This window comes from Pseudomonas sp. ADAK2 TE3594 (assembly GCF_053628675.1).
Map to the genome: position 1 here is coordinate 2,843,706 of NZ_JBRJGV010000001.1, position 25,102 is coordinate 2,868,807.

Sequence of the window (25,102 nt, forward strand, 5' to 3'; positions counted from 1 at the left end):
GTTTTGTTTGTGACTCAAGAATGGGGCATCCAGTCCCAAGAACAAACAACTCCAACATGGCCCAAACAGCATGCATCCGCAAAGACTGATCCTGCACAACGAGTTGCACGCGCGCCCTTCTCTGTATTTCGACGAGCCCGCCCACGTGTTTCATCTGGCGTTTCTGGTGGATGACGGGGAATGCGACACCCTGCTGAGTCGCTGCTGCCCAGGCCCGGTCGACCCGGATGCTGCCCAAGGCATCACCGAACTGGAGGGCCATGCCTTGAAGTGGGAGCGGCACGCGGAGTTCCTGACGCTGACGCTGGTGGTGCCCTCCTCCAGTCACGAACCGTGCTGGAGCCCGCCACCCAGAGCCTTGATGGAGCGGGTCGAACCCTTCATGCAGCACGTGATCAACGCGGTGCAGATTGTGGTGCGCACTGATACGTCCTTTTCCGGCGATTTGTCTGTTTATGGATTCAAAGATCCTAGCGGCTCTTGCATCGGCGGTGGCGATGCGACGGTCTGGAGCGATTTTCGCCTGAGTGAGGACGGCACCAACCGATTCCTGTTCATTAACAAACGCCTGAATGCGTATCGGCTGGGACGGATGATCCGTCGCCTGCTGGAAATCGAAACTTACCGAATGATGGCTTCGCTTTCACTCATCACCGCGAAAGCCTTGAGCACTCAGCTCAACGTCTTCGACAAGACCCTGGTCAACCTCTCGGAACGTAACGCCGGCCCCGATACCGGAAATGCGAAAGCGTTGCTGACCGACATTGCCAACCTGTCGGCGCAAGTAGTCAGCAGCAGCGCAAAAACCCGACACCGCTTCAGCGCCACCCAGGCCTATGCACAGCTGGTTTTCGAACGCCTGGGCGAACTGCGCGAAAGTCATGTGGGTGATTGCCAGCGACTGGGTATCTTCATCGAAAGACGCTTTAAACCCACGGTCAGATACTGCGCGGTCACCGAACAACGCCTGGAGCAACTGGCCGAAAGCGTGGCCAACCTCGGGGATTTGTTGCAGGCCCGTGTCCAGGTCGAAATGGAAGAGCAGAACTCGGAAATCCTGAAGAGCCTGAACGCCCGCGCCGATACTCAAATCAAAATCCAGCGCGCCGTCGAAGGCTTGTCGATTATCGCCATCACCTATTACTTGTTGAGCCTGTTCAAGCTGTTCTACTCAGGATTGCATGTCATGGGCGCGGATATTTCCGCGAGAGACGCCCTGCTGGCCATGACCCCGCTCGCGCTCTGCGTCCTGCTGTTTATTTTGATCAGAATCAGGAAAGCCAAAGAGCATTGACCACCGTAAAATGCCCCTGGCGCGCTGATTGCCGTGCGCGCCAGGGGTCATGCACTACCAGCCCTCAGGGCACATCGCTTTTTCCAGTTTTAACCGACTCATTCCTGAAGCGCGCCCGGGCACCTGTGCCCGGTATTCGCGAGCCCGGGAGCGCAGTCGTCGAGGAGTTTTCATGGATATGCTTTACCGGACCTCCCGCGAGGGAGTGACCGCCCCGCGGTTCGCGTTCAATCCCCTGAACCTGGGCCTGCTGCTGGCCAGCGCGATGCCTTCGGCCTGGGCCGCCACCGAACTGCCGGCGGTGACCGTCACCGGCGAAGACACCTCCGGTTATCAGGCCGAAAGCGCTTCGGTTGGTGGTTTCGAAGCGGCGCCATTGCTTGATACGCCGGCCTCGATTTCAGTGGTCAACGAGGCCTTGATCAAGGATCAGCAGGCGCGCCTGCTCAGCGAAGTGCTGCGCAACGACGCCTCGGTGGGTGAAAGCTACGCGCCGGTCGGTTACTACGAAAACTTCGTGGTACGCGGCTTCTCCCTCAACTCCGCCAGCAGCTACAAGATCAACGGCCGCACCATCACCGGCGAGCAGAACGTCGGGCTGGAAAACAAACAGCAGGTGGAGTTGCTCAAAGGCCTTTCCGGCCTGCAAAGCGGTGTCAGCGAGCCCGGCGGGCTGGTCAACTACGTGACCAAGCGGCCTGCCGATGTGCGTTCGGTCACCGTCTCCACCGATGATCGCGGCAGCGGTTACCTGGCCACCGATGTCGGTGGATGGTTCGGCAGCGAACAGCAGTTCGGTCTGCGCGCCAATCTGGCACATGAAGACCTTCACTCCTACGTCGAACACACCAACGGCCAGCGTGATTTCGCCTCTCTGGCCTTCGACTGGAACATCAGCCCCGATGCCCTGCTGCAACTGGATGCCGAGTACCAGACCAAGGAACAGCGCTCGGCACCGGGTTATCAACTGCTCGGCGGTTCCAGCTTGCCGCACCACGCCTCGCCGAAGAAGCTACTGGCACACCAGAGCGGTTCGAAGCCGGTCACCACCGATGCGCTGAACCTCAACGGCAACTTCGAATACCGCTTCAGCGACCAATGGAAAGGCAGCCTTAGCGCCTCGCGCAGCCGGGTGGTGATCGATGACTACAGCTCATTCGCCTGGGGCTGCTACGGCTCAACCAGTTGCGCCAGCGCGGCGGTGCCGAACTACTTCAGCCCCGAGGGCGACTACGACATTTACGATTTCCGCAGCCCCGACGATACCCGCCGCAACGACGAGGTGCAGGCCGCCCTCAGCGGCCGCTTCGAAACCGCCGGCCTGAGCCATGAACTCAGCGTGGGGACCAGCGCGTTCCGCCGCGTGGTGGACAAGCGCGACGCCATCAACCAGATGATCGGCAGTGCCAACATCAACAGCGAACCGGCTGATTTTGCCCGCTACGACGGGCCGCTCAACGATTCCTATCGACGCCTGGACAGCCGTCAGTACGGGTTGTTCTTCAATGACCGGATCAGCTTCAACGAGCAATGGCAGACCGTGCTCGGCGGGCGCGAAGTGCGCCTGGATGAAGAGACCTTCGACAGCCAGGGCGACACCACCCGGCACACCCAGCGCTATGTGTTCCTGCCGCAGGCCGCACTGATCTACAAGCCGCTGCAAAACCTGTCGCTGTACACCCGCTACAGCAAGGGCCTGTCCTTGGGCGGCGAAGCGGCGTGGTTCACCACCAATGCCTTTGAAATCCTCGCACCCACTGTGTCGCGACAAATCGAGGCCGGCATCAAATACGACTGGCAGCGCATCAGCCTGGCCGCGGCGCTGTTCCAGATTCGCCAGGCTTATCAGTACTCGCGACCGAATGATGACGGCACGTTCACGTTCACCCAACAGGGCGAACAGAAGAACACCGGGCTGGAGTTCTCGGCCAATGGCTGGGCCAGCCAGCGCCTGCAGATTTCTGCCAGTGTCGCGGCGATTCGCGCGCGCGTCACCGACAGCGGCACGCCAGCTTATGAAGGCCACCAGGCGATCAACGTTCCGACCCTGCGCGCCAGCCTCTACGGCGACTACGCCCTGCCCTGGTTCGACGGCCTGGCGTTGCTCGGCGGCGTACAGTACAGCGGCAACAAGTACGCCAACCGCCAAGGTGAAGTGCAGACCGGCGCCTATGCCATCTTCAACATCGGCAGCCGCTACAGCACGCGCATCGACGGTTACGACACGGTGTTCCGGCTGACCGTGGATAATCTGTTCGACAAGCGCTACTGGCGTGACGCCGGTGAGTACATGGGCGATGGCTACCTGTTCCAGGGCGCGCCACTGACTGCGCGGCTGAGTGCCTCGATCAACTTCTGATGCCAGTGTTGGCCGACGCCTGAAGCGCCGTCGAGGTTGAGGATGACCGCCACCCCGTTCCGTCGGCTACAAGGACAGAACGGGGCAGCGCGTCAAGGCAGTGCGATCAGAATGTCACACTGGCGCTGAGGCGTGCCGTGCGCGGCTCGCCGACATTGACCTGCAGCTGGCTGCCGGTGGAGGACGGGTAGTACTGTTTGTCGAACAGGTTGTCGACATTGAACTGCAGCGAAGTCTTGTACCCGAACATCGGCGATTCCCAACGTACGAAGGCATCGGCCACGGTGTAGCTGCTCAGCCAGAAATCGTTGGCGTTATTCGCCGCACGCTCGCCGACGTAACGTGCGCCGGCACCGGTATGCCAGGCCCCGAACTCGGTCGGAATGTTCAGGTGATGCGTGAGGTACAGGCTCGCGGTGTGCTTCGGCGCGTTGGCGAGACGGTGACCCTCGTCATCCGGATCGTCGAGGATTTCCGTGTGGGTGTAAGCGTAGGTGCCGATCAGGTCCCAGCGCTCGGCCACACGCCCGGTGATGTCCAGCTCCAGGCCCTGTGAACCGACCTTGCCTGCCGCCTCCGAGAGGCTGACGCCATTGACCGTCTGGCTGGTCACGACGTTTTTCTTGACGATGTCGAACAGCGCAAGGTTGATGTTCAGCCCTGGCAGCGGATCGTACTTCGCGCCAACCTCGTAGCTGCGGCCCTCCTCCGGATCGAAGGTGTGGCCGGCATCGTCGACATCGGTATTGGGCTTGAATGAACGGCTGTAGTTGCCGTACAGCGACAGGCTATCGGTGGCTTTGTAGACCAGACCCAGGAACGGCACGAAGGCATCGCCGTTATCGTCGCGGTTGACGGTATAGCTGCTGCCGCGGCCCTGATCGCTGTACTGATCGTAATGCTGCTGGCGACCACCGAGAACCAGGATCCAGCGGTCATCGAGGTGCCAGTTATCCTTGAAGTACACGGAGCTGGAGGTCAGCTGGTTACTCAAGTCGCTTTGAGCGGCGCTGACGAGGCTCGGCTCGGCCAGACGACCATAAACCGGCGACGTGATGTCGAAGCCTGACCGTGCTGTATTACGGTAGGTTTTGCCGCGAAATTGGTCGGAGGCTTCAGTATCCGCGCCGACCAGCAGGTCATGGCGTTGGCCGAACAGTTCCTGCTGGCCAATGAAATCCCAACTGGCGTAGCGGGTCTCATCGTCGTAATGAGCGCCGTTGGCAGCACGTCGCAGATTGTTGCCGGTCAACGAATTCGGCTGGGCAATCGAGAGGCTGTAGCGGTCGTTGTTCCAGCCGTAGGTAACACGGGTTTTCCAATCATCACTCAGCTGATATTCGAAGCGCGCGGTGGCCAGTTCACGGATACCGACGCTTTTCGCCCAGCGTTCGTCGAGGCGCTTGTCGTAGTCGATGTCCGCCGGATGACCGTTGGTGAACACGGTGCCGCGGTCGAAGGGATTGGAGTATTCGTTGTACTCGTAGCTCAGCGTCAAGCTGGCGCGGTCGCCGGTCCAGGTCAGCGATGGTGCGACCAACGTGCTCTCATTCACGCCGTAGTTGCGCCAGTAATCTTCATGGCCACGTTCCGCGATCAGGCGATAGGCCAGGCCCGTATCTCCCATCGGCCCTGTGGTGTCCATCGCCAGGGTGCCGCCGCCTTCGCTATAGGCCGAGCCGCTCAGGGTTGTGCTCTGGGTGTATTCAGGCTTCTTGCTGATCACGTTGATCAATCCGCCAGGCTCCAGCGCGCCGTACAGCATCGAGGCCGGCCCTTTGAGCACTTCGACACGATCCGTCGTGGCGCTGAAGTTGTGTCCCAGGTTGGAGCGCACGCCATCGCGCAGGATCGAGCCGTCATCGTTGGTGCCAAAACCGCGCTTGACCAGCGAGTCCCGGGAGCCGCCCAGGGTGTTGCCCTGGCTGACGCCGCTGACGAACTTCATGGCGTCGGCCAGCGAGCGCACCTGATAGTCGGCCAGGGTTTGTTGGGTGACCACATTGACCGATTGCGCCTCTTCCTTGATCGGCACATTGCTTTTGCTCGCCGTACTGGCTTGAGAAGTGGTGTAGCTCGTGTCTTGGCTGACGCGGCTTGCCTGAATATCAGTGGTCGGCAGTTCGATGGCTTCCTGTGCCCACAGTGGACTGGCAAACATAACGCAGGAGAGTGTTGGCAACGCGTGTTTCATGAAAACCTTGCGGCGGGCAAAGGGGTGGGGATGGCTCAAGACGTCGCACTCAATGAGTTAGTAGTAATGATTCTCATTGTATGGTGCGACGTATTTCCAGTAAATACCCTCAGTACTATTAACTAACGACTTACTGAGCGCTGAAACTTCACGGCCCAGGCGCCGTTCCGGGCAGGTCCGATGAGTACATTGACCGTTTGGCAAAACCATCAATGGATCCACTGAATCGTTAACAAACAGAATCAGTTTGACAAACACCCCATAAATCACCATTAATGGATCCACTAAATAACAACAAACAACCTTGGAGAATCTCCATGTACCCCAAGAACACCTGGTACGTCGCCTGTACACCCGATGAAATCGCCGACAAGCCGCTAGGCCGTCAAATCTGTGGTGAAAAGATGGTTTTTTACCGCGGGCACGAAGGCAAGGTGGCAGCTGTCGAGGACTTCTGCCCTCATCGCGGCGCACCGCTGTCTTTGGGTTATGTGGAAAACGGCAACCTGGTGTGCGGCTATCACGGCCTAGTGATGGGCTGCGACGGCAAGACCGTGGAAATGCCCGGGCAGCGAGTTCGCGGCTTTCCGTGCAACAAGACATTCGCCGTGGTCGAGCGTTACGGATTTATCTGGGTATGGCCCGGCGATCAGGCGTTGGCCGACCCGGCGCTGATCCATCATCTGGAATGGGCGGTCAGCGACGAGTGGGCCTATGGCGGCGGCCTGTTCCACATCCAGTGCGACTATCGCCTGATGATCGACAACCTGATGGACCTGACTCACGAAACCTACGTTCACGCGTCCAGCATCGGCCAAAAGGAAATCGACGAAGCACCGCCGATGACCACGGTCGACGGCGACGAGGTGGTCACTGCCCGCCACATGGAAAACATCATGGCCCCGCCCTTCTGGCGCATGGCCCTGCGCGGCAACAACCTGGCCGACGATGTACCCGTGGACCGCTGGCAGATCTGCCGCTTCACCCCGCCCAGTCATGTGCTGATCGAAGTCGGTGTGGCCCATGCCGGCAAAGGTGGTTATCACGCCCCCCAACAGTTCAAGGCGTCGAGCATTGTCGTCGACTTCATCACGCCGCAAACCGAAACCTCGATCTGGTACTTCTGGGGCATGGCGCGCAATTTCAACCCGCAGGATGAAGCCTTGACCGCGAGCATTCGCGAGGGTCAGGGGAAGATTTTCAGCGAAGACCTGGAGATGCTTGAACGCCAGCAACAGAACCTGCTCAGCCATCCCCAGCGCAACTTGCTCAAGCTCAATATCGACGCCGGCGGCGTGCAGTCGCGCCGTGTTCTGGAGCGCCTGATCGCCGAGGAACGAGCCCCGCAGGAGTCAATGGCATGATCGAAGTGCAGGTGGTATCGCGCAACAACGAAGCCCAGGACATCTGCAGCTACGAGCTGGCCAGTGTCGATGATCGACCGCTACCGACCTTCAGCGCCGGTGCGCATATCGATGTGCACCTGCCCGGCGGCTTGATCCGGCAATACTCGCTGTGCAACCACCCCGAAGAACGCCATCGCTACCTGATTGGCGTGCTCAAGGATCCGACCTCTCGCGGTGGTTCACTGGCCATGCACGAGCAGATCCACCCCGGCACGCGGCTGTCTATTAGTGAGCCGCGCAATCTGTTTCCACTGGCGCATGAGGCCCGGCGCAGCCTGCTCTTCGCCGGTGGTATCGGCATTACCCCGATCCTGTGCATGGCCGAGCGCCTGGCCCACAGCGGCGCGGATTTCGAACTGCACTACTGCGCCCGTTCGCGAGAGCGCGCAGCCTTTGTCGAACGCCTGCAACACTCGCCTTTTGCCCACCGGGTATTCCTGCATTTCGATCAGGAACCCGACACCGCGCTGGACGCGGCCAAGGTCCTGGCCACACCTCAGAACGATGTGCATTTATATGTGTGTGGCCCCGGCGGTTTCATGCAGCATGTGCTGGACACGGCCAAGGCCAAAGGCTGGCAGGAGCAAAGCCTGCATCGCGAGTACTTCGCCGCCAACCCCGTCGACACTGGCGCCGATGGCAGTTTCTCGATCAAGGTCGCCAGCAGCGGCCAGGTCTTCGAGGTGCCGGCCGACAAGAGCGTGGTGCAGGTGCTGCAAAACCAGGGCATCGAGATCGCCATTTCCTGCGAACAGGGCATCTGTGGCACCTGCCTGACTCGGGTGCTGGAGGGCGTGCCGGAACACCGTGACCTGTTCCTCACCGAGGATGAACAGGCCTGCAACGACCAATTCACCCCTTGCTGCTCGCGCTCGAAAACGCCGCTGCTGGTGCTGGATATCTGAAAGAATCGCGCCTATTCCGAGCGGAGGATGACCTTCATCCGCGCTTCGGCCGTCGCCGAGCCGAAGATCTCGGCATAGCGCAGCGTGGCGTTGGCGTGCTCGCGCATGATCGCTTCGGCACGCGCGCCCTGGCGGTTGACCAGGGCATCGAACACCGAATGGTGTTGCATGTGGGCGTAGTTGAAGCGTCGGTATTCCCGGACCATGTCGTTACGGTCCACAGCCAGGGCTGTTACCGAAGCGAAGGGCAAATGATCGTTGCGCGCCAGTGCGTCGGCGATCGCCGGGTTGTGGCTGCCTTCGACAATCACTTCGTGAAAACGCATGTTGAGGTCGTGATAGACCTCCAGGTCCTCGATGGTCACAAACCCCTTGTCGAACAGCTGATCACCTTGCATCAGGCACTGTTCAAGGGTCGCCCGGGCTTCGTCCGATAGCCCGCGCTCGGCGGTCTGACGCGCCGCCAGGCCTTCGAGCACACCTCGCACTTCAACCGCACCGGCAATGTCATCGGGGCTGACCGAACGCACCTGAAACCCACGCCCGCCAAAGCGCACCAGCAAACCTTCCTGCTCCAGCGTGCGGAACGCCATGCGCACCGGCATTCGCGAGACACCAAACAACTCTGCTGTGGGAATTTCCATCAAGCGCTCGCCAGCCGCCAGCTCGCCCGAGGCGATCATCTTGCGCAACGCGACCAGCACCGTTTGACCGGGCTTACTCATCCAGGCAACTTCCAGAAAGGTGGGTCTGCATAGTAACGCAAGACAGTGACGCAAGGATTGGGCTGACTGCAGCAAAGACCTCGGGGTTTTGCTTCAGCCTTGATACGCCGGGTTTTCGATCAGCAGTGCCATGCCCTGCCCGCCACCGATACACGCGGCGGCGATGCCATAACGCAGATTGCCCTCGCGCAGTTGCCTGGCCAGGGTCAGCACCAGGCGCAAACCCGTGGCGGCCAAAGGATGCCCCAAAGCAATCGAGCCGCCCCGCCGGTTGAGCCGGTCACCGTCCAGCTCAAGCGCCTGGGCCACAGCCAATACCTGAGCGGCCTGGGCCTCATTGATTTCCAGCAAGCCGATTTCACCAAGGGCCAGCCCGCTGCGTTGCAACAGCAACTGGATGGCTGGCGCCGGCCCTATGCCCATGAATTCCGGTGCCACGCCTACCACGGCACTGGCCAGCAAATGGGCCAACGCCGGACGCCGGGCCGCAGACGCTCGCCCCACCAGCGCGGCCGCCGCGCCATCGACCACCGCGCAACTGTTGCCGGCCGTTTGCACACCGCCTGCATGCACCGCCCGCAACCGGCCCAAGGCGTCCAGATCGGTGGGTCGCGGATGACTGTCGCGAGTCACGCGGTCTACGCCCCGTGGCAACTGGATACTGCGTGGCTGATAGCCAGTCAGTTCAAAGCGCTCATTGCCCAGCGCCACCAGCTCCGGTTCAAACCAGCCCTCGGCCTGGGCCAGCAGCGCGAGTTGATGGCTGTCGAGGGCGTAACGATCCACCTCTTCGCGGCTCAGACCGTGCCGCCGGGCCAGGTTGTCAGCGGTGGTGATCATGTCTACACCCGGGGCCGGGTCGTAGAGGGCTTCCCAGAGAAAGTCCTTGAATTCCACGCCCGCACCGAGCCGGAAACCGCTGCGGTGGGTATAGGCGGCAATCGGGTTGCGCGACATGGATTCAGCCGCCACGCACAGGGCTAACTGCACGCCGTCATCCAGCTGCCTGGCGGCCTGCCGCAAGAGTTCGAAACCGGTGGCGCAGATGCGCTGCACACCCAGTGCCGGAGTCTCTTGCGGCACGCCACTGTAAAGGCCGATATGCCGAGGCAGCAGGTAAGCATCGAAACTGGCCTGAGCCATGGAGCCAGCCAACACGCTATCGACCAAAGATGGATCGATAGCGGCGCGGGCAAGCACCTCGCGTCCGACCTTGATCCCCAGGTCGATCGGCGAAACCTGGGCCAAGGCCCCGCCGAGATCGACCCAAGGCGTGCGCAGTGCTTCGAAAATGGCCACATCGCCAAAGCTCGAATACTGCCCCGCCCCACTCACGGCAGAGGTCCGGCACGCAAGATGGAAGGTTCTTCTCCGCGATACAGCGCCTCCACTTTGTCGGCGCGCCACTGCAACACCGCACGCTGGTTGATCGAGCCCTTGTCGGTGATTTCACCGCGGTCGATGGAGGCAGGTTCGTCGAGCAGCGCAATCCATTCCAGGCGGCTGGCATTCCCGGTGGCGTCGCGATTGAGCCGTTGCAGCCAATCGCCGAACCATTCTCGCACCGGCACGCTGGCCAGGACCTCGGCATCACTGGCGTGCGCACTCAAACCGGCCAGACGTCGGCATTCGTAAAGACGAGGGAAGACCAGCGCACCCAGGCACTCGCGGTCCGGCGCGGCCACCACCAGGTCCTGAACATAGGGTGAACCTTCGAGCACTGCGCGGTTGCGCAACGGGCCGACGCTGACAAACACGCCGGAGCTCAGTTTGAAGTCCTCGGCGATGCGCCCGTCAAACATCAACCCCAGTTGTGGATCGCGGGCGTCGGCCAGTTTCAATGCGTCGCCGGAACAGTAAAAGCCCTGCTCGTCGAACACTTCGGCGGTCTGCTGTGGCGCACGCCAGTAACCCGGCATGATGTGCGGCCCGCGAAAACGTCCCTCCAGCTTGCCGTCCACCGGCACCAACCGCACTTCGCATCCGGGTGCTGGCAGGCCGATGTAGCCGGCCATGGACAATGGCCCGGTGGTGAACGTGCAGGACGGTGCCGCCTCGGTCATGCCGAGCCCGGCCATCATGCGAATGCGTTCGCCACAATGCTGTTCGGCAACCCGGTCCAGGCGATCCCAAACGCGTTGGGACAAACCGGCGGCGGCGAAAAAGAACAGTTTCATGCGCGAGAAAAAACGTTCGCGCAACTCGCCGTCCTGCTCCAGCGCATTGACCAGTTCTTCCCAACCCTTGGGTACGGTGAGGTACGCGGTGGGCGATATTTCCTTGAGGTTGCGCAGTGTTTCAGCAAACCCCTGGACGGTCGGCTTGCCGTCGTCCAGATAAAAAGTGCCGCCGTTGTACAGCACGATCCCGACGTTGTGGCTGCCGCCGAAGGTGTGATTCCACGGCAGCCAGTCCACCAGCACCGGAGGTTCTTCGCCGAACACCGGGAAGGTCTGCAACAGCATCTGCTGGTTGGCGCAGAGCATGCGCTGGGTGGTGATCACTGCCTTGGGCAACTTGGTGGAGCCTGAGGTAAACAGGAACTTGGCGATGCTGTCCGGCCCGGTAGTCGTGAAAGCACAATCGGCCTCGGCACCGCCGGGTTGTTCCAGCAGGCTGGCAAAGCTCGCCTGATTGCGACCTGGCATTTGACCGCGCACGGTGATCAGCGGCGTTTCGGCCGGCAGCACCGCCTCGATCGCCCGCTGATAGGCCGCGGCGTCGCTGACGAACACCAGGCCCGGTTGCAGCAGCTTGCAGACATGCCGCAGCTTGGCGAAATCCTGGGACAACAATGAATAGGCAGGAGAAACCGGGCAGTAAGGAATCCCGGCATACATCGCGCCCAAGGCAATCTGTAAATGCTCGATGTCGTTGCCCGAGAGGATCGCCAGCGGTCGTTCCGCCGAAAGCCCATAACTGAGCAGGCGTTGGGCAATGGCGCGGACGCTGGTCAGCATCTCGGCGTAACTCACCCGGCGCCAGTCGCCGCCGTTCTGGCGAGCAGCGATAAAGGTCTGTTGCGGGCGCACATGGGCCCAATGCACCAGGCGATCCAGCAAACGTACAGGCAACTTGGCCAAGGGTTCCAGGGAGCGCATATGCAGGATGCCCTGCTCTTCGCTGACCTCGACCGCAGGATTGCCGATGGACACCTGGCGATAGCGCGGCGCGTTGGCTTCGGTCTGGGGTGGCGATCTGAATTCGGAACTCACGTGCTTGCTCTCCATCAAGGCATACCACCGGCTCGCACAAATGCGTGGTTGCAGCCTCTTTATTGTTATGTCTGCCTGCACGCGGGCAGCGACTGCTCTCAAGCATTCGTCGCCCGACGGTGCGGCGGATGCTCAGATCGGGTAGTGCCGCGGGCCATTCTGCAAGGTCACCCAGCGTAACTGGGTGAAATGCTCGATGGACGCCTTGCCGCCAAAACTGCCATAGCCGCTGGACTTGACCCCGCCGAAGGGCATCTGCGCTTCGTCGTGCACGGTCGGGCCGTTGATATGGCAGATGCCCGACTCGACCCGCTGGGCCAAGGCCAGAGCACGGCCGGTGTCGCGGCTGAAGATCGCCGCCGACAAGCCGAACTCGGAATCGTTTGCCAGGCGCAGCAATTCTTCATCGCCCTCGCCACGCAGCACCACCGCCACCGGGCCGAAAGACTCTTCGCGGTACAAGCGCATGGCGTCGGTGACGCCGTCGAGCAAGGTCGGCTGCAGAATGCTGCCCGCAAGCTGACCACCCGTGACCAGGGTTGCGCCCTTGTCGAGAGCATCGTCGATCAACAGTTTGATGCGTTCACCGGCGCTGCTGTCCACCAGTGAACCGAGCACCGAACCTTCGGCGTTGGGGTTGCCGGCGGGCAAGGTAGCGATCTTCGCCGCGAGTTTGGCGACAAAGGCATCGGCCACTTTGGCATCGACGATCAGGCGCTCGGTGGACATACAAATCTGTCCCTGATTAAAGAAGGCGCCGAAGGCCGCAGCCTCCACCGCTGCGTCCAGGTCGGCATCCTCCAACACCAGGAACGGCGCCTTGCCGCCCAGTTCCAGCAACGCCGGTTTGAGATGACGCGCCGACAGTTCACCGACGATGCGCCCGACATGAGTCGAGCCGGTGAAGTTGACCCGACGCACCGCCGGGTTGGCGATCAGCCGCTCGACAATCGCCGCGGCATCCTGGGGCGCGTTGCTGATGACGTTGACCACGCCATCGCCGAGGCCTGCGTCCTGCAACACCTGGCCAATCAATCGGTGCACCGCCGGGCTCAGTTCCGACGCCTTGAGCACCACGGTGTTGCCGCAGGCCAACGGCATGGCGATGGCGCGGGTGGCGAGGATCACCGGAGCGTTCCACGGCGCGATGCCCAGCACCACGCCGCACGGTTGCCGCAGGGCCATGGCGAAGCTGCCGGGCACATCAGAGGGAATGACTTCGCCGGTGATCTGGGTGGTCATGCACGCCGCTTCACGCAGCATGTTCGACGCCAGGTGCACATTGAAACCGTACCAGTTGGCCATGGCGCCGGTCTCGCCGGCCGCCGCGATGAATTCCGCGCTGCGGGCCTGCAACTGTTCGGCCGCACGCAACAACCGGGTGCGTCGTTCATTGGGGGCCAGGGCCGCCCAGGCGGGGAATGCCGCTTTGGCCGCGGCGACCGCAGCATCGGCATCTTCCAGAGTGGCGGCGGCAACCCGCGACACGACTTCGCCGGTCACCGGATTACGCCGCTCGAAGGTTCGTCCGTCTCGGGCGGGGCACGACTGGCCGCCGATCAGCAGGGGCACGTCCAGCATGGTGATTCCTCTTTATTGTCTTTATCGGGAATACGTTCGAGGGGCTCACAGTAGCGCCTGGGCGCCGGGGCGAACAGCTGGCAGACGCTCGATCGCCCGGCCAGCTCGCCCTGATTCATGTCCGGGTTTCAGCGTTTGTAAGCCTGCAGACCGGGCTTGATGCTCTTGTCGTCGAGGAACTGTTTCATGCCCTGCTCGCGGCCACCTTCGGTGTCCAGCAGGCGCGACTGATCGAGCTTGGCGTAGAGGTAATCTTCGTTCTGCTCCCAGGTCAGTTCACGGCAACGCTTGAAGCCGTGCTTGGCCGCCCGCAGCACCACCGGGTTTTTCTCCAGCAGGTTACGCGCCAGCTCGATCGTCACTTCACGCAGTTGCGCCAAGGGTACGCTTTCGTTGACCAGGCCCATCTCGGCGGCTTTCTGCCCGCCAAAGGTTTTGCCGGTCATGATGTAGTACAGCGACTGGCGATGGCCCACGGTGTCGGCCATGGCCTTGCTCACCAGGTTGCCTGGCGGGATGCCCCAGTTGATTTCCGACAGGCCGAAGGTCGCTTCATCGGCGCAGATCGCCAGGTCGCAGGCCACCAGCGGGCTGAAACCGCCACCGAAGCACCAACCGTTGACCATGGCGATGGTTGGCTTGGCGTACATGCGCAGCAGTTTCCATTGCCACTGAGAGGCTTCACGGCGAATTTTTTCCTGCAGGATTTCCGGGCCGGCGTCGACTTCGCGGAAGTATTCCTTGAGGTCCATACCGGCGGTCCAGGCTTCGCCCGCACCGGTCAGCACCAGCACACCGGCGTCTGGATCCTGCTCCAGGGTTTCCAGAACATCGATCATCTCGCGGTTCAGGGTCGGGCTCATGGCGTTGCGTTTTTCCGGGCGATTGAGGATGACCCAGGCAATGCCTTCCTCGATTTCCACTTTGACCGTTGTCCAGCGACCTTCGTAATTGCTCATGGCGTTGCTCTCTTGTTCTTGGCTTGACGATGGGTAAAAACTAAACCGCAATATTAGTTATGTCAATTAACTATTAATCAAGTTAACCGAATATTTTTTGTCCTGAAAACAAGCGCAACGCCCAGAGATCTGAAAGAGGTCATGGCTATCCCCGGCCAATCTCGGCAAACTAGATAGTCTTCTTAACCGCCAGCCTGAGGATTCACCCTGTAATGGCCAAGTCTTCCAAGATTGCCGCCGCCCCCGAGGCCCCTGCCGACAGCGCCGAAACCCAGGCGCCGCTGGATTCCGCCCTGGACGATCTGATCGGTTACGCCATGCGCCGGGCGCAGCTCAAACTGTTCCAGAACCTCATTGGTCGGCTCTCGGCCCATGACTTGCGACCGGCGCAGTTCTCGGCCCTGGCGATCATCGACCAGAATCCCGGGCTGATGCAGGCCGATCTGGCCAAGGCGTTGACCATCGAACCACCGCAAGTGGTGCCGCTGCTGAACAAACTGGAAAGCCGGGCACTGGCGGTGCGGGTGCGCTGCAAACCGGACAAGCGCTCATACGGGATTTTTCTCAGCAAGACCGGCGAGGCCCTGCTCAAGGATCTGAAACTGATCGCGGCCGAGAGCGACCTGGATGCAACGTCCAACCTCGACAGCCAGGAACGCGAAGAACTGCTCAGGCTCTTGAAAAAGGTCTACCAGGCCTGAAACGCCAACGCCGGCGCGTTCCTGGGGAACGGCCGGCTACTTGGCAGGTAAAACGACTTACCAGATCGGCACGGTGTAGAGCACCAGAAAGCGGGTCTGGTTTTCATCGCGAAACGCTGCGCCGGCGGGGAAATCATTGCGATAGATCGACTTGCGCGCCATCAGCCCGACGTTCTTCAGCGGACCGCTCTGGATTACATACCCCAGCTCCATCTGGAATTCTCGCTCCTTGCGATCGTCGGCATTCAACGCCGTCAGCTCGATATGGTCACCGCGCACATAACGTAGCCGGCTCTTCAGCCCGGGCACCCCGACGGCGGCAAAGTCATAGTCGTACATCGCTTGCCAGGTCCGCTCCTTGGCATTGAGGAAATCCGAACTCATGGTCAGCTCACTCATGCCCATCAACTCGGTGCCCGACACATAAGGCGTCGCGGTGTCGCCACTGGCGTGCATATAACCCAGGCTCAGGCGATGACCGCCGAAGCGATAGCCGAACAGCGCCGACAAGTTACGGTTGTCCACCTTGCCGGCCTTGGCGCTGCCATCTTCGTCGCTGAAAAAACTGCGCAGGTCGGTGGTCAGCGTGCCCTCGCCCACCTGCAGATTGTGCAGCAAGGCCAGGGTGTTCTGCTGGTACAGGTCCGCCACTTCGGCGTGATAGGCACGCAGACTGAGGTCCTTGTTCACCTGATAATCGCCGCCGACATAGGCCATGTGCGATGAAGTGGCCGCGCCGTTGAAACGCCGGTTCGGCGAGGCGATGCTCATCGGCTGGTAGTCGGTGGAATCACGCTTGTTGATGCGATCGATGTAGCCGGTGTTGAGGGTCAGTCCGTCGATGTCCTTTGAGCTTAGGGTGGTGCCGCGAAAAGTCTGCGGCAACAGCCGCGACGGGCTGGCGAAAGCGAACGGCAGGAAGATCGACACATCACCGGTCTTCACCGTGGTCTGGGCAAAACGCATCTTGGCGGTCATGGCCAGGCGCGAATATTCGTCCGCCGCGCGCTTGTCGCTGCTGGACACCGGCAGCAACTCGGTGCCGCTACGGTCCGGCGACGAGTCCAGCTTCACCCCCATCAGCCCGCGGGCATCCAGGCCGAAGCCGACAGTCCCCGGGGTAAAGCCCGACTCCACATTCATGATGAAACCCTGAGCCCATTCCCTGGCCGCGGTTTTCGCCCCGTCATCCTTGTAGTCGCGATCCAGGTAGTAATTGCGCAAGGTCAAGGTACCGTGGCTGTCGTCGATAAAGCCTTCAGCCAACGCCGGGGTGGCAATCACACTCAAGCCCAACAGGACCAGGCAAGGTACGCGAACAGGTAAGGCTGAAGTCGCCGCAAGGGCGTTCCAAGGGAGCTTTGGCATGTTCGATGTCCACTTATTGTTGTTGTTTTTTGAACGGGATCGCTAGGGTTGCCCCAGGAATCTCAGGCCAGAGGATGGAAACAGCTGAGGGTGACGTCAATCCACAATGACCGATAAACGAACATTAATATTATTATCTATTTTTTAGATCCATCTTCACCCATACGTCATGACATTGATTTCAATGGAGTTAATGACATTTTCTAGCGAATATCCTTGACCGTTCATTTTTTAGTTATCTTTGTTAATCTTAATTCCAGCCTGTCATCGCTTGAGGCGAGTAGGCTCGCGTTCACCCGTCAGCACACCCACAAAAAAACAATAATGAGGTTCGCCATGGACACCCCATCACGTCGTACGACGCTGACCATCGCCCTGTGTTTTATCGTTGCACTGATTGAAGGCTTCGACCTGCAAGCTGCCGGCACTGCCGCCGCGGGCCTGCGCCAAACCTTTGCCCTGGACCCGAAAATGATGGGCTGGGTGTTCAGTGCCGGCATCATCGGCTTGCTGCCGGGCGCCTTCTTCGGCGGCTGGATTGCCGATCGCATCGGTCGCAAGAAAATCCTCATCGGCGCCGTGCTGCTGTTCGGCGTGTTCTCGCTCAGCACTGCCTACGTCAGCACGTTCTCCAGCCTGCTGCTGGCGCGCTTCATGACCGGCCTGGGCTTGGGCGCCGCCCTGCCCAACCTGATCGCCCTGTGTGCCGAAGCCGTGGGTGAACAACGCCGTGGTACCGCCATCAGCATCATGTATGCCGGCGTGCCGTTGGGTGGAGCACTGGCGGCGGTGGTCGCCATGCTGTTCACCGATCATTGGCAGGCGACCTTCATCATCGGCGGTCTCGCACCGCTGCTGGTGGTGCCGCTGATGATCCTGTTGCTGCCCGAGTCCAGCGCCTTTCGCCAGCAGCAAGGGACTGTCAATGTGGCGCGCGCTTCAACCGGCCAGGCACTGTTCGGCGAAGGCCGGGCTCGCGTCACCCTGGCGTTGTGGCTGAGTTACTTCTTCACCCTGACCGTGATGTACATGTTGCTCAACTGGCTGCCATCACTGCTGCTGGAACTGGGTTTCAGCAAACCCCAGGCGGGCCTGGTGCAGATGCTGTTCAATATCGGCGGCGCTCTCGGCTCCCTGCTCGGCGGGCTGCTGCTGGATCGCTGCAACGGCATCAAGGTGGTGCTGTTTGTCTATACCGGGTTGCTGGTGGCGCTGGCCGGAGTCGGCCTGTCGGTGGGCATTGTCCCAATGGGCATCGCCGGGTTTGCCGCGGGGTTGTTTGTGATGGCTGCGCAACTGGTGCTTTACGCCCTGGCACCGCCGTCGTACCCGACCTCGGTGCGTGCCACCGGTGTCGGCGCGGCAGTGGCCATCGGTCGCCTGGGGTCAGTCGCCGGGCCCTTGGCCGCGGGGCAGATTCTGGCGGCCGGAGCTGGCACTACCGGGGTATTGCTGGCGACCTCCCCCGGGTTGGTGATTGCAGCACTGACCATCATCAGCGTGATTGCCCGTTCGGCCCCACTGACTGTATCGATGGAAAAGGCCAAGGCCTGATTCCCGTCAGTTAAAACGCGAGACCTGTGGGAGCAAGCAAGCCCGCTCCCACAGGGTCCGGCGTGCCGAGCCCCTTCAGCCCTCCTTGACCCACTGCACAAGCACGCTCGCCTCAGGCTTTTTTGCGAAGACCTTCTGCGGCAGTAGCAGCCAGGCCAGCGCCGGCAGCAGGATCAAGGCACCGAGCATGTTCACCAGGAACATGAAGGCCAGCAGGATGCCCATGTCGGCCTGGAATTTGATCGGCGAGAAGGCCCAGGTCGATACCGCGACCGCCAGTGTCATGCCGGTCAGCAGTACCACTTTTCCGGTGAACAACAGCGCCTGGTAATAGGCCTGGGCCAGGGTGTCACCGGCACGCATTCGAGCCAGGATCACGCTCAACACATAGAGCGCATAGTCGATGCCGATGCCCACGCCGAGCGCGATGACCGGCAGTGTCGCCACTTTTACTCCCATGCCCAGTCCCACCATCAGCGCCTCGCAAAGAATCGAGGTGAGCATCAGCGGCAGCATCGCGCAAAGGGTTGCACGCCAGCTACGGAAGGTCAGCAGGCACAGCAGGCTGACCGCGCCGTAGACCCAGAACAGCATCTCGTGCATGGATTTTTTCACCACGATATTGGTCGCGGCTTCGATACCGGCGCTGCCGGCGGCCAGCATGAATTTGACCTCTGGCACCTGATGAGCAGCGATGAAGGCCTCGCTCGCCTCCACCACCCGATTCAAGGTATCGGCCTTGTGATCGGACAGGTAAACGTACAGCGACAGCATCGAACAGCCCTGATTGAACAGCTCCCGCGGTGCACGGGTCTGCACGGCGCCCAGCGCACCGTCATTGGGGATCAGCTCATACCACTTGAAGTTGCCTTCGTTGTAACCGGCCGTGGCGATCTTGCTCAGCGCCGCCATCGAAGTGGTCGACTCCACGCCAGGTAATTGCTCCAGTTGCCAGGCCAACGCATCCACCGCAGACAGGCTGGCGTAGCGCGTGCACTGATCTTCTGGTGTCTTGATCATGATCACAAAAATATCCGAACTGGCCGCATAGTTTTGGGTCATGAACAGCGCGTCGCGGTTGTAGCGCGAGTCGGCGCGCAACTCCGGGGCGCCAGGATCGAGATCGCCGATCTTCAGGTTAAGGCTCACGGCAAAACCGAACGCTGCCAGCAGCAGGCCGCCCAGCATGGCGCCAATGGCCCAGCGCCGCTGGGTGAACAAATCGAGCACACGCCACAACGGATGCTTGATCTGTGCTTGCAGCTCGGCGGTTTCCGAACTCAGGCTGCGTTGCGCCGCTGTCGGGCTGACACCGATGTAGCTGAGCAGGATCGGCAGCAGAATCAGATTGGTGAAGATCAGCACCGCCACGCCGAGACTGGCGGTAATCGCCAGATCCTGAATCACCCGGATATTGATCAGCAGCAACACGGCGAAACCCACCGCATCGCAGAGCAACGCGGTCATGCCGGCGGCGAACAGTCGGCGAAAGGTATAACGCGCCGCCACTACCCGATGGGTGCCACGACCGACGTCCTGCATGATGCCGTTCATCTTCTGCGCGCCATGGCTCATGCCGATGGCGAACACCAGAAACGGCACCAGCGCCGAGTACGGGTCCAGCTCAAACCCAAGTATCGCGAGCAGGCCCATCTGCCAGAGCACGGCCACCAGCGAACAGGTCACCACCACCAGGGTGCTGCGCGCGCAACGGGTGTAACCGTAAAGCACCACCACGGTCACCAACACAGCCATCACGAAGAACAACAAGACCTGGGTCAGCCCCTCGATCAGGTCGCCGACGATCTTGGTGAAACCGGTGATGTGGATGCGCAGTTCATCGGTCTGGTACTTGTCCCGCAGCGCCTCCAGCTGTCGGGAAAACTCGCCGTAGTCCAGGGCTTTGCCGGTCTGCGGACTGATTTCCAGCAGCGGCACGAAGATCACGCTGGACTTGAAGTTACCGGCCACTAATTGACCGACCTCACCGGAACGGGCGACGTTGGTCCGCACCTGCTCGATGCTGGTCGCCGAGCCATCGTAATCGTCGGGGATCACGGTGCCGCCATCGAGCCCCTCTTCGGTCACGGCGGTCCAGCGTGTGGTCGGGGTCCATAACGACTTCATGTAGGGGCGGTCGACACCCGCCAGCAGATAAAGCTCGTCGTTGAGCCTGGCCAGGGTGTCGAGGTAATCCTTGGTGAAGATGCTGCCCTGGTTGACCTCCACGGCGATCCGCAACGAGTTGCCCAGACCGCTCAACTCGCTGCGATTCTCCAGGAAGTTGGCGACATAGGGGTGCCCCGTAGGGATGGTCTTCTCATAGCTGGCGTTGATGCCAATGCGCGTGGCTTGCCAACCGAGCACCAGCGTCACCAGCAGACACAGCAGGATCACCAGCGGCCGATGGTTGAAGATCATTCGCTCGGCGAAGTTGCCCGACGCCTGGTCGAAGTCTTCCAGGCGGCCGATCACGGTTTGGGTTTTGTCGTCTTTCAAGTCTGACTCCTGTTGCACGGGCCATGGCCCGATAGCGCTACACCGTGAAGTTTCAAGGTTTGGCGGAGGCCCGCGGATCCTGATCAGTGGCCACGCCACTCAAACCGACGCTGGCCAGACTGCCGTCGGTTGTCTGTTGCACGGCAGCGACCGTCCCGCCGCTGCGGCTCTGGCGCTTGTCGAAGCTGCGACCCTGGTCATGGCTGAACAACAGTTCGCCGCTCTGGCTGGCCAACAGCAGGCTGCCGTCACGCAGTTCGATGGCGGTCGCCAGCGTTGATTCGACGCCGGTGTCGAGGCGTCGCCAACTGCTGCCACGGTCCTCGGACCACCAGGCGTTGCCGCGCAATCCATAGGCAATCAACGCTCCGTCGCGGGTACCGAGAAGACCGAAAAAGCTGCCTTCATAAGGTGATTTCAGGGCCTTGAACGAATGCCCGGCATCGGTCGAACGCAACAACAGACCGCGCTCTCCGACCAGAAGCAGATCGTTACCCGAAGCACGGATCGCATACAGGTTCAGGCCCTGCGGATTGTCCACATGCTGCATCCACGGTCGCCAGTTTCGTCCGCCGTCGTCGGTCCGATAGATCTGGTTATAGGCACCCACGATGTAGCCATGCAGCCGGTCACTGAAGTACAGGTCGAGAAACGGTTTATCCGGCCCGTCATCCAGCATCTGCCGTGCCTGCGCAAGGTGGCTGGCGCCGCCCGGCTGATCGGCATCGCGCTCCGCGGCCTGCACCGCCAGCGCGGCGGCACGCTCACCGTCGAGTTGCTTGTGCCAGGTTTCGCCTCCGTCCTCGGTGTGCAACACCACCCCCAGATGACCGACCGCCCAGCCCTGCTCCGCGTCGACGAATTGCACCGCGGTCAGGCTGACGCTGACCGGCACACGGGCCTGGCGCCAAGTCATTCCAGAGTCATCCGAGAGCAACACGATGCCGCGCTCTCCGACCGCCACCAGACGCTCGCCAGCCCGGGCCAACCCAAGCAATACCGCGCGCGCGGCCTTGGCGGTCGGCAGTGCCGGCTGCTGTAGCACAGCAAACGTCGCGGCCTGCGCAACCATGGACGTGCTCGCCAATAGACACAACGCCAGCGCGCAGCCACTCCATCGCAGACCGAAACTCGCAAAGATTTTTTCAACGTTCATGTCTTTATCCCGCCTGGAAAATCGCCAGCGACCGCGACGAGTTTTTCACTCGTCACGGCGCTCCATGGTTCAACGCATGTTTTCGTTGGCCATGGCATCCGGTGTGTAAAAGGAAGCCGAAGGTTTTGCGATCGTCTGGTACTGGACCGCCAGATCGTTGCTCGAAGAGTTAAGGAAGTAGGCGCCCGTATCGAGGTTGTAGCTGCCCCACATGACCTGCGCAGTGAGCGCCGGCAGGTCCGGTGCCAACAGCGTCAGCGAATACATCTGCCGACCCAGTTTGCCCTGGGCGTCATACCCGTCGACCATCAGGATCTGCCAGGAGTCCTCGTCGACGTAGTAGGTCCGATGCGGCACCACATGGCGCTTGCCGGGTTTGAGCGTGGCCTCGACCACCCAGACCCGATGCTTCTCCCAGCGCACCAGATCAGGATTGAGGAAGTTCTGCTTGACCAGGTCGTCGCTCTTGGCCAGGCCGGCGCGATTATTGTTGTAAGGGACGATCAGTTCTTTCTTGCCCGCAAGCTTGAGATCGTAGCGGTCGGTAGGCCCGAACAGCATGAACGCTTCGTCAAACAGACCGACACCAGAGGTGACGAAGTCCGGGGTGTCGTAGGCGATGTTCGGCGCTCGCCGTACCCGGCGCTGGCCGACCAGATATTGCCAGGCTGCACGGTTGGCCGGGTCCATGTCCCAATGGGTCATCAGTCCTTCGCCGGCCTTGGATGACGGCAGCTCGGTCAGCAGCTTGCCAATCTGGTACTTGCCGGCAAAATTTTCCAGGCTGCCGCTTTCGGAGTAGTAGGGAAACTGATAGCTGAACAGCGCTCGGGTCGCCTGGACCTTCTTGCCACCGGCGGTCATCAGCCAGGTATCAAAAGGTGCGCTGATGGTCTCGCCACCCTGCCAGGACAACCGGTAGTTCCACAGCACTTGCGCGCCGTTATCCGGGATCGGGAACGGGATACCGCCATAGGCGCTGCTGACTTTCTCGGTGTCCACATCCAGCGTGGCACGGGTGGCATTTTTGCCGGTGTTGTCATACACCCATTGCGGGGCCGCTGCCGAGCGATGGGTCGGGTATACGTCCAGGCGATAGTCCGGGTATTTCTTCAGCAGGAGCTTGGTGCCTTCGGCCAATCCGCTGGCGTACTGCTCCATGTTCGAGGCCTTGATCGAGTACAGCGGTTTCTCGCCGGCGAATGGATCGGCACGTTTGTCACCCGGCTTGTAGCCCGGCGCGACCTTGGTGTAGCCGCCGTCCCAGGCCGGGATGCTGCCATCGGCATTGCCGGCGCGCTCACCACCAAGGGGCGTTAGTTCAGACTTCAAACGTGCAGCCTGTTCAGGCGACACCGCTGCCTGCGCCGGGCTGATGCCGGCCAGGGCCAGGGTAAGGACGCAAGTGTTCAGGAAAGCGTTGTTCTGCATGGCGAATCCACCTTATTAGAATGAGGTTTTCACGTAGAGCGAGACAAAATCGCGGTCGGCCAGCGATTGCCCGTAACTGAAATTGCCGTCCTCGCGCAGCCCGGCTTTCGGCGCACCGAAGAAGTTCACGTAGTTCAGGCCGACATCCCAGCGCTGCAGGTACGTGGCCTTGAGCCCGACACTCCAGTCACCCGCATGGGTATTGCCGAAGCCCGATTTGTTGACGGCCGAAGAACGCCCGTCGAGCACCACGCCCATGCCGATTGGCACGGTCAGGTCGATCCCGTCGACAATCTGGAAGTACGCAGGCTCTACCAAAACCCTTAGCGCCGTGGCATCACGGGTGGTGTTGGAGTCCAGCGCCGCAGCGTTCTCGGTGACGCTCAGGGTTCGGTTCCAGGCCAGTTCGGCCAGTGCCGAACCGCCATCCCAGAAAGCGCCAGGCGATAACAGGTAAATCGCCGACAGGTTGGCGTGAGCGGTTTTGCCTCGGGCAAACAGTGAATCATCGCCGCCATCGGCCTCCATGCCTGGGGTCACCACTTGCAGGTTGCTTACCAGCGGCGCATTCCAGCGCACGGAGGTTTCACCGGCAAAGTTGAACGGCCCATAGGCAGTGGAGAAACTGACGCCGGCAGTCTTGATATCTTCGGCGTAGACCTGACGATAAGAACCCAGGATCGGCAGCCCGGTGGCCGCCGCGGCCGCACCGTCGAGATAGGCATACAGGCCGATCGGGGTTTTGTCGTGATACTGCGCGGCGTAGAAACCCAGCTCCAGTTCGGTCCCGGTCGGTTTGAAGCGAATCTGCATGCCGCCCTGCCCCGAATTTCGTGGCTTCACATCGCCGCCATTCACCGTGTCGTTGCCGAACACTTCGCGCAGCGAACCGCTGCCGTAACCGATGGCATCGACATCGCTCAAGTAGCTGCCGGCGCCGGGCAGATTGGAACGCTCCCACTCAAACTGGTAGTAAGCGCCCACCGACAACTGCGGGTTGATCTGCAACTGCCCGGAGATCTGATTGACCGGGCGCAGGATCTCCTTGAACTGGGTTCCCGGCACGCTGAGCAACTTGACCACATCGGTCGGGCCCTGGGCATTGGCAATGCCGTTGCCACCGTAGAACAGGCTTTCACCGTAGATCAGGCTGTGCCGGCCCAGACGCACCACGCCCTGGGAGTCGTCACCGAGGTCACCGCGCAGGAACACGAAGGCGTCGAGAATTTCCGCGTCGCGACCGTGGAGCTCGCGGGTTTCGCTGAGGAAATGCGGCTGCTCGCTGCTGTCGGTGTCCTGATTGTAGATATCGTCGTACCAGGCCGCGCCGCTCACACGCAACCCATAGTTTTGCCGACTGAGGTCCATTTCGGAAAACAGGTCCAGGCGGTTGGAGACCAAGCCGCTGCTGAAGTTTTTATCGCCCTGACTCTGGATCGAGGGGTACAGGCCATTAGCGGTCGGTGCGTTGACCAATCGGCTGTCCTGACCTTGCAGACGCCAGGCCTGGCTGTACTTGATGGTGTTGTCCCAACGCAGTTTCCAGTCCGAATCACCCAGGTCCATTTGCATGGCCTCGGCCCTTTCGACCATTACGCCAGTGCTGCATAACGCCAGGAACAGGGCGCAATGCTTGAAACGAAAGCAACGTTTAACGTTGTCCATGGACGCTCCTCATTATTTTTATTTTTGGCATGGCTTTGCACGTGTGGCGCCAGCCAGCACGCTCAGTTAGCGGCTTGCGCCGCTGTCTAC

The 25,102-nt window shown here is 61.1% G+C and carries 17 protein-coding genes; 6 read left to right on the forward strand and 11 right to left on the reverse strand.

The genetic code is table 11. The annotated features are described in order from the left end of the window. Window positions 1–70 precede the first annotated feature (70 nt). Together AB7M22_RS12870 and AB7M22_RS12875 are read left to right on the forward strand one after the other, a co-directional pair. Window positions 71–1,294, forward strand: coding sequence for a DUF3422 domain-containing protein (locus AB7M22_RS12870; protein ID WP_454186571.1), 1,224 nt, complete (start codon window positions 71–73; stop codon window positions 1,292–1,294). Between the two features lie 172 nt (window positions 1,295–1,466). After that, window positions 1,467–3,653: a TonB-dependent siderophore receptor gene (locus AB7M22_RS12875; protein WP_454186572.1), complete on the forward strand. Its 2,187-nt coding sequence runs from the start codon at window positions 1,467–1,469 to the stop codon at window positions 3,651–3,653. Between the two features lie 106 nt (window positions 3,654–3,759). Here the strand turns inward: AB7M22_RS12875 and AB7M22_RS12880 are convergent, their stop codons facing one another. Beyond that, the gene (locus tag AB7M22_RS12880; RefSeq protein WP_454188797.1) at window positions 3,760–5,847 is read right to left on the reverse strand and encodes a TonB-dependent siderophore receptor; all 2,088 of its coding nucleotides are present in this window, start codon (window positions 5,845–5,847) and stop codon (window positions 3,760–3,762) included. A 317-nt stretch (window positions 5,848–6,164) separates the two neighbouring features. Between AB7M22_RS12880 and AB7M22_RS12885 the strand changes: the two genes are divergently transcribed. Both AB7M22_RS12885 and AB7M22_RS12890 read left to right on the forward strand, forming a co-directional pair. Then, window positions 6,165–7,211, forward strand: a complete 1,047-nt coding sequence (locus AB7M22_RS12885; protein ID WP_454186573.1) for a Rieske 2Fe-2S domain-containing protein — start codon at window positions 6,165–6,167, stop codon at window positions 7,209–7,211. Then, window positions 7,208–8,158 (forward strand): PDR/VanB family oxidoreductase, encoded by a 951-nt coding sequence (locus tag AB7M22_RS12890; protein WP_454186574.1) that lies wholly within the window; start codon window positions 7,208–7,210, stop codon window positions 8,156–8,158. Before AB7M22_RS12885 ends, AB7M22_RS12890 begins: the two co-directional genes overlap by 4 nt. Before the next feature lie 11 nt (window positions 8,159–8,169). On the opposite strand, the gene AB7M22_RS12895 is transcribed toward AB7M22_RS12890, so the two are convergent. The 5 genes from AB7M22_RS12895 to AB7M22_RS12915 all read right to left on the reverse strand — a co-directional run bounded on the left by AB7M22_RS12895 (window position 8,170) and on the right by AB7M22_RS12915 (window position 14,638). Further along, window positions 8,170–8,883, reverse strand: coding sequence for a GntR family transcriptional regulator (locus AB7M22_RS12895; RefSeq protein WP_454186575.1), 714 nt, complete (start codon window positions 8,881–8,883; stop codon window positions 8,170–8,172). 93 nt (window positions 8,884–8,976) lie between these two features. Further along, entirely contained in the window at window positions 8,977–10,218 is a 1,242-nt protein-coding gene (locus AB7M22_RS12900) for a thiolase family protein (protein ID WP_454186576.1), read from the reverse strand. Next, on the reverse strand, window positions 10,215–12,098 hold the full coding sequence (locus AB7M22_RS12905; protein WP_454186577.1) for a feruloyl-CoA synthase: 1,884 nt from the start codon (window positions 12,096–12,098) through the stop codon (window positions 10,215–10,217). Before AB7M22_RS12905 ends, AB7M22_RS12900 begins: the two co-directional genes overlap by 4 nt. A 132-nt stretch (window positions 12,099–12,230) precedes the next feature. Further along, on the reverse strand, window positions 12,231–13,679 hold the full coding sequence (locus AB7M22_RS12910; protein ID WP_454186578.1) for an aldehyde dehydrogenase: 1,449 nt from the start codon (window positions 13,677–13,679) through the stop codon (window positions 12,231–12,233). A gap of 128 nt (window positions 13,680–13,807) precedes the next feature. Next, window positions 13,808–14,638 (reverse strand): p-hydroxycinnamoyl CoA hydratase/lyase, encoded by an 831-nt coding sequence (locus tag AB7M22_RS12915; protein ID WP_007895816.1) that lies wholly within the window; start codon window positions 14,636–14,638, stop codon window positions 13,808–13,810. A 212-nt stretch (window positions 14,639–14,850) separates the two neighbouring features. Here AB7M22_RS12915 and AB7M22_RS12920 point away from each other — a divergent pair, with 212 nt between their 5' ends. Continuing rightward, entirely contained in the window at window positions 14,851–15,339 is a 489-nt protein-coding gene (locus tag AB7M22_RS12920; protein ID WP_454186579.1) for a MarR family winged helix-turn-helix transcriptional regulator, read from the forward strand. Between the two features lie 57 nt (window positions 15,340–15,396). On the opposite strand, the gene AB7M22_RS12925 is transcribed toward AB7M22_RS12920, so the two are convergent. Next, the gene (locus AB7M22_RS12925; protein WP_454186580.1) at window positions 15,397–16,707 is read right to left on the reverse strand and encodes an OprD family porin; all 1,311 of its coding nucleotides are present in this window, start codon (window positions 16,705–16,707) and stop codon (window positions 15,397–15,399) included. Between the two features lie 336 nt (window positions 16,708–17,043). Between AB7M22_RS12925 and mhpT the strand changes: the two genes are divergently transcribed. After that, window positions 17,044–18,261 carry a 3-(3-hydroxy-phenyl)propionate transporter MhpT gene (gene mhpT / locus AB7M22_RS12930; protein ID WP_454186581.1) on the forward strand — a complete coding sequence of 406 codons (1,218 nt, stop codon included), beginning with the start codon at window positions 17,044–17,046 and terminating at the stop codon, window positions 18,259–18,261. 75 nt (window positions 18,262–18,336) lie between these two features. Here mhpT and AB7M22_RS12935 read toward each other — a convergent pair whose 3' ends face one another. The 4 genes from AB7M22_RS12935 to AB7M22_RS12950 form a co-directional block, all read right to left on the reverse strand. Beyond that, on the reverse strand, window positions 18,337–20,760 hold the full coding sequence (locus tag AB7M22_RS12935) for an efflux RND transporter permease subunit (RefSeq protein ID WP_454186582.1): 2,424 nt from the start codon (window positions 20,758–20,760) through the stop codon (window positions 18,337–18,339). A 52-nt stretch (window positions 20,761–20,812) separates the two neighbouring features. After that, complete coding sequence (locus AB7M22_RS12940; RefSeq protein WP_454186583.1) at window positions 20,813–21,916, reverse strand: WD40/YVTN/BNR-like repeat-containing protein; 1,104 nt, start codon at window positions 21,914–21,916, stop codon at window positions 20,813–20,815. 69 nt (window positions 21,917–21,985) lie between these two features. After that, entirely contained in the window at window positions 21,986–23,347 is a 1,362-nt protein-coding gene (locus AB7M22_RS12945) for a DUF1329 domain-containing protein (RefSeq protein WP_454186584.1), read from the reverse strand. 15 nt (window positions 23,348–23,362) lie between these two features. Next, window positions 23,363–25,012: a DUF1302 domain-containing protein gene (locus tag AB7M22_RS12950; protein WP_008012966.1), complete on the reverse strand. Its 1,650-nt coding sequence runs from the start codon at window positions 25,010–25,012 to the stop codon at window positions 23,363–23,365. Window positions 25,013–25,102: the final 90 nt, after the last annotated feature.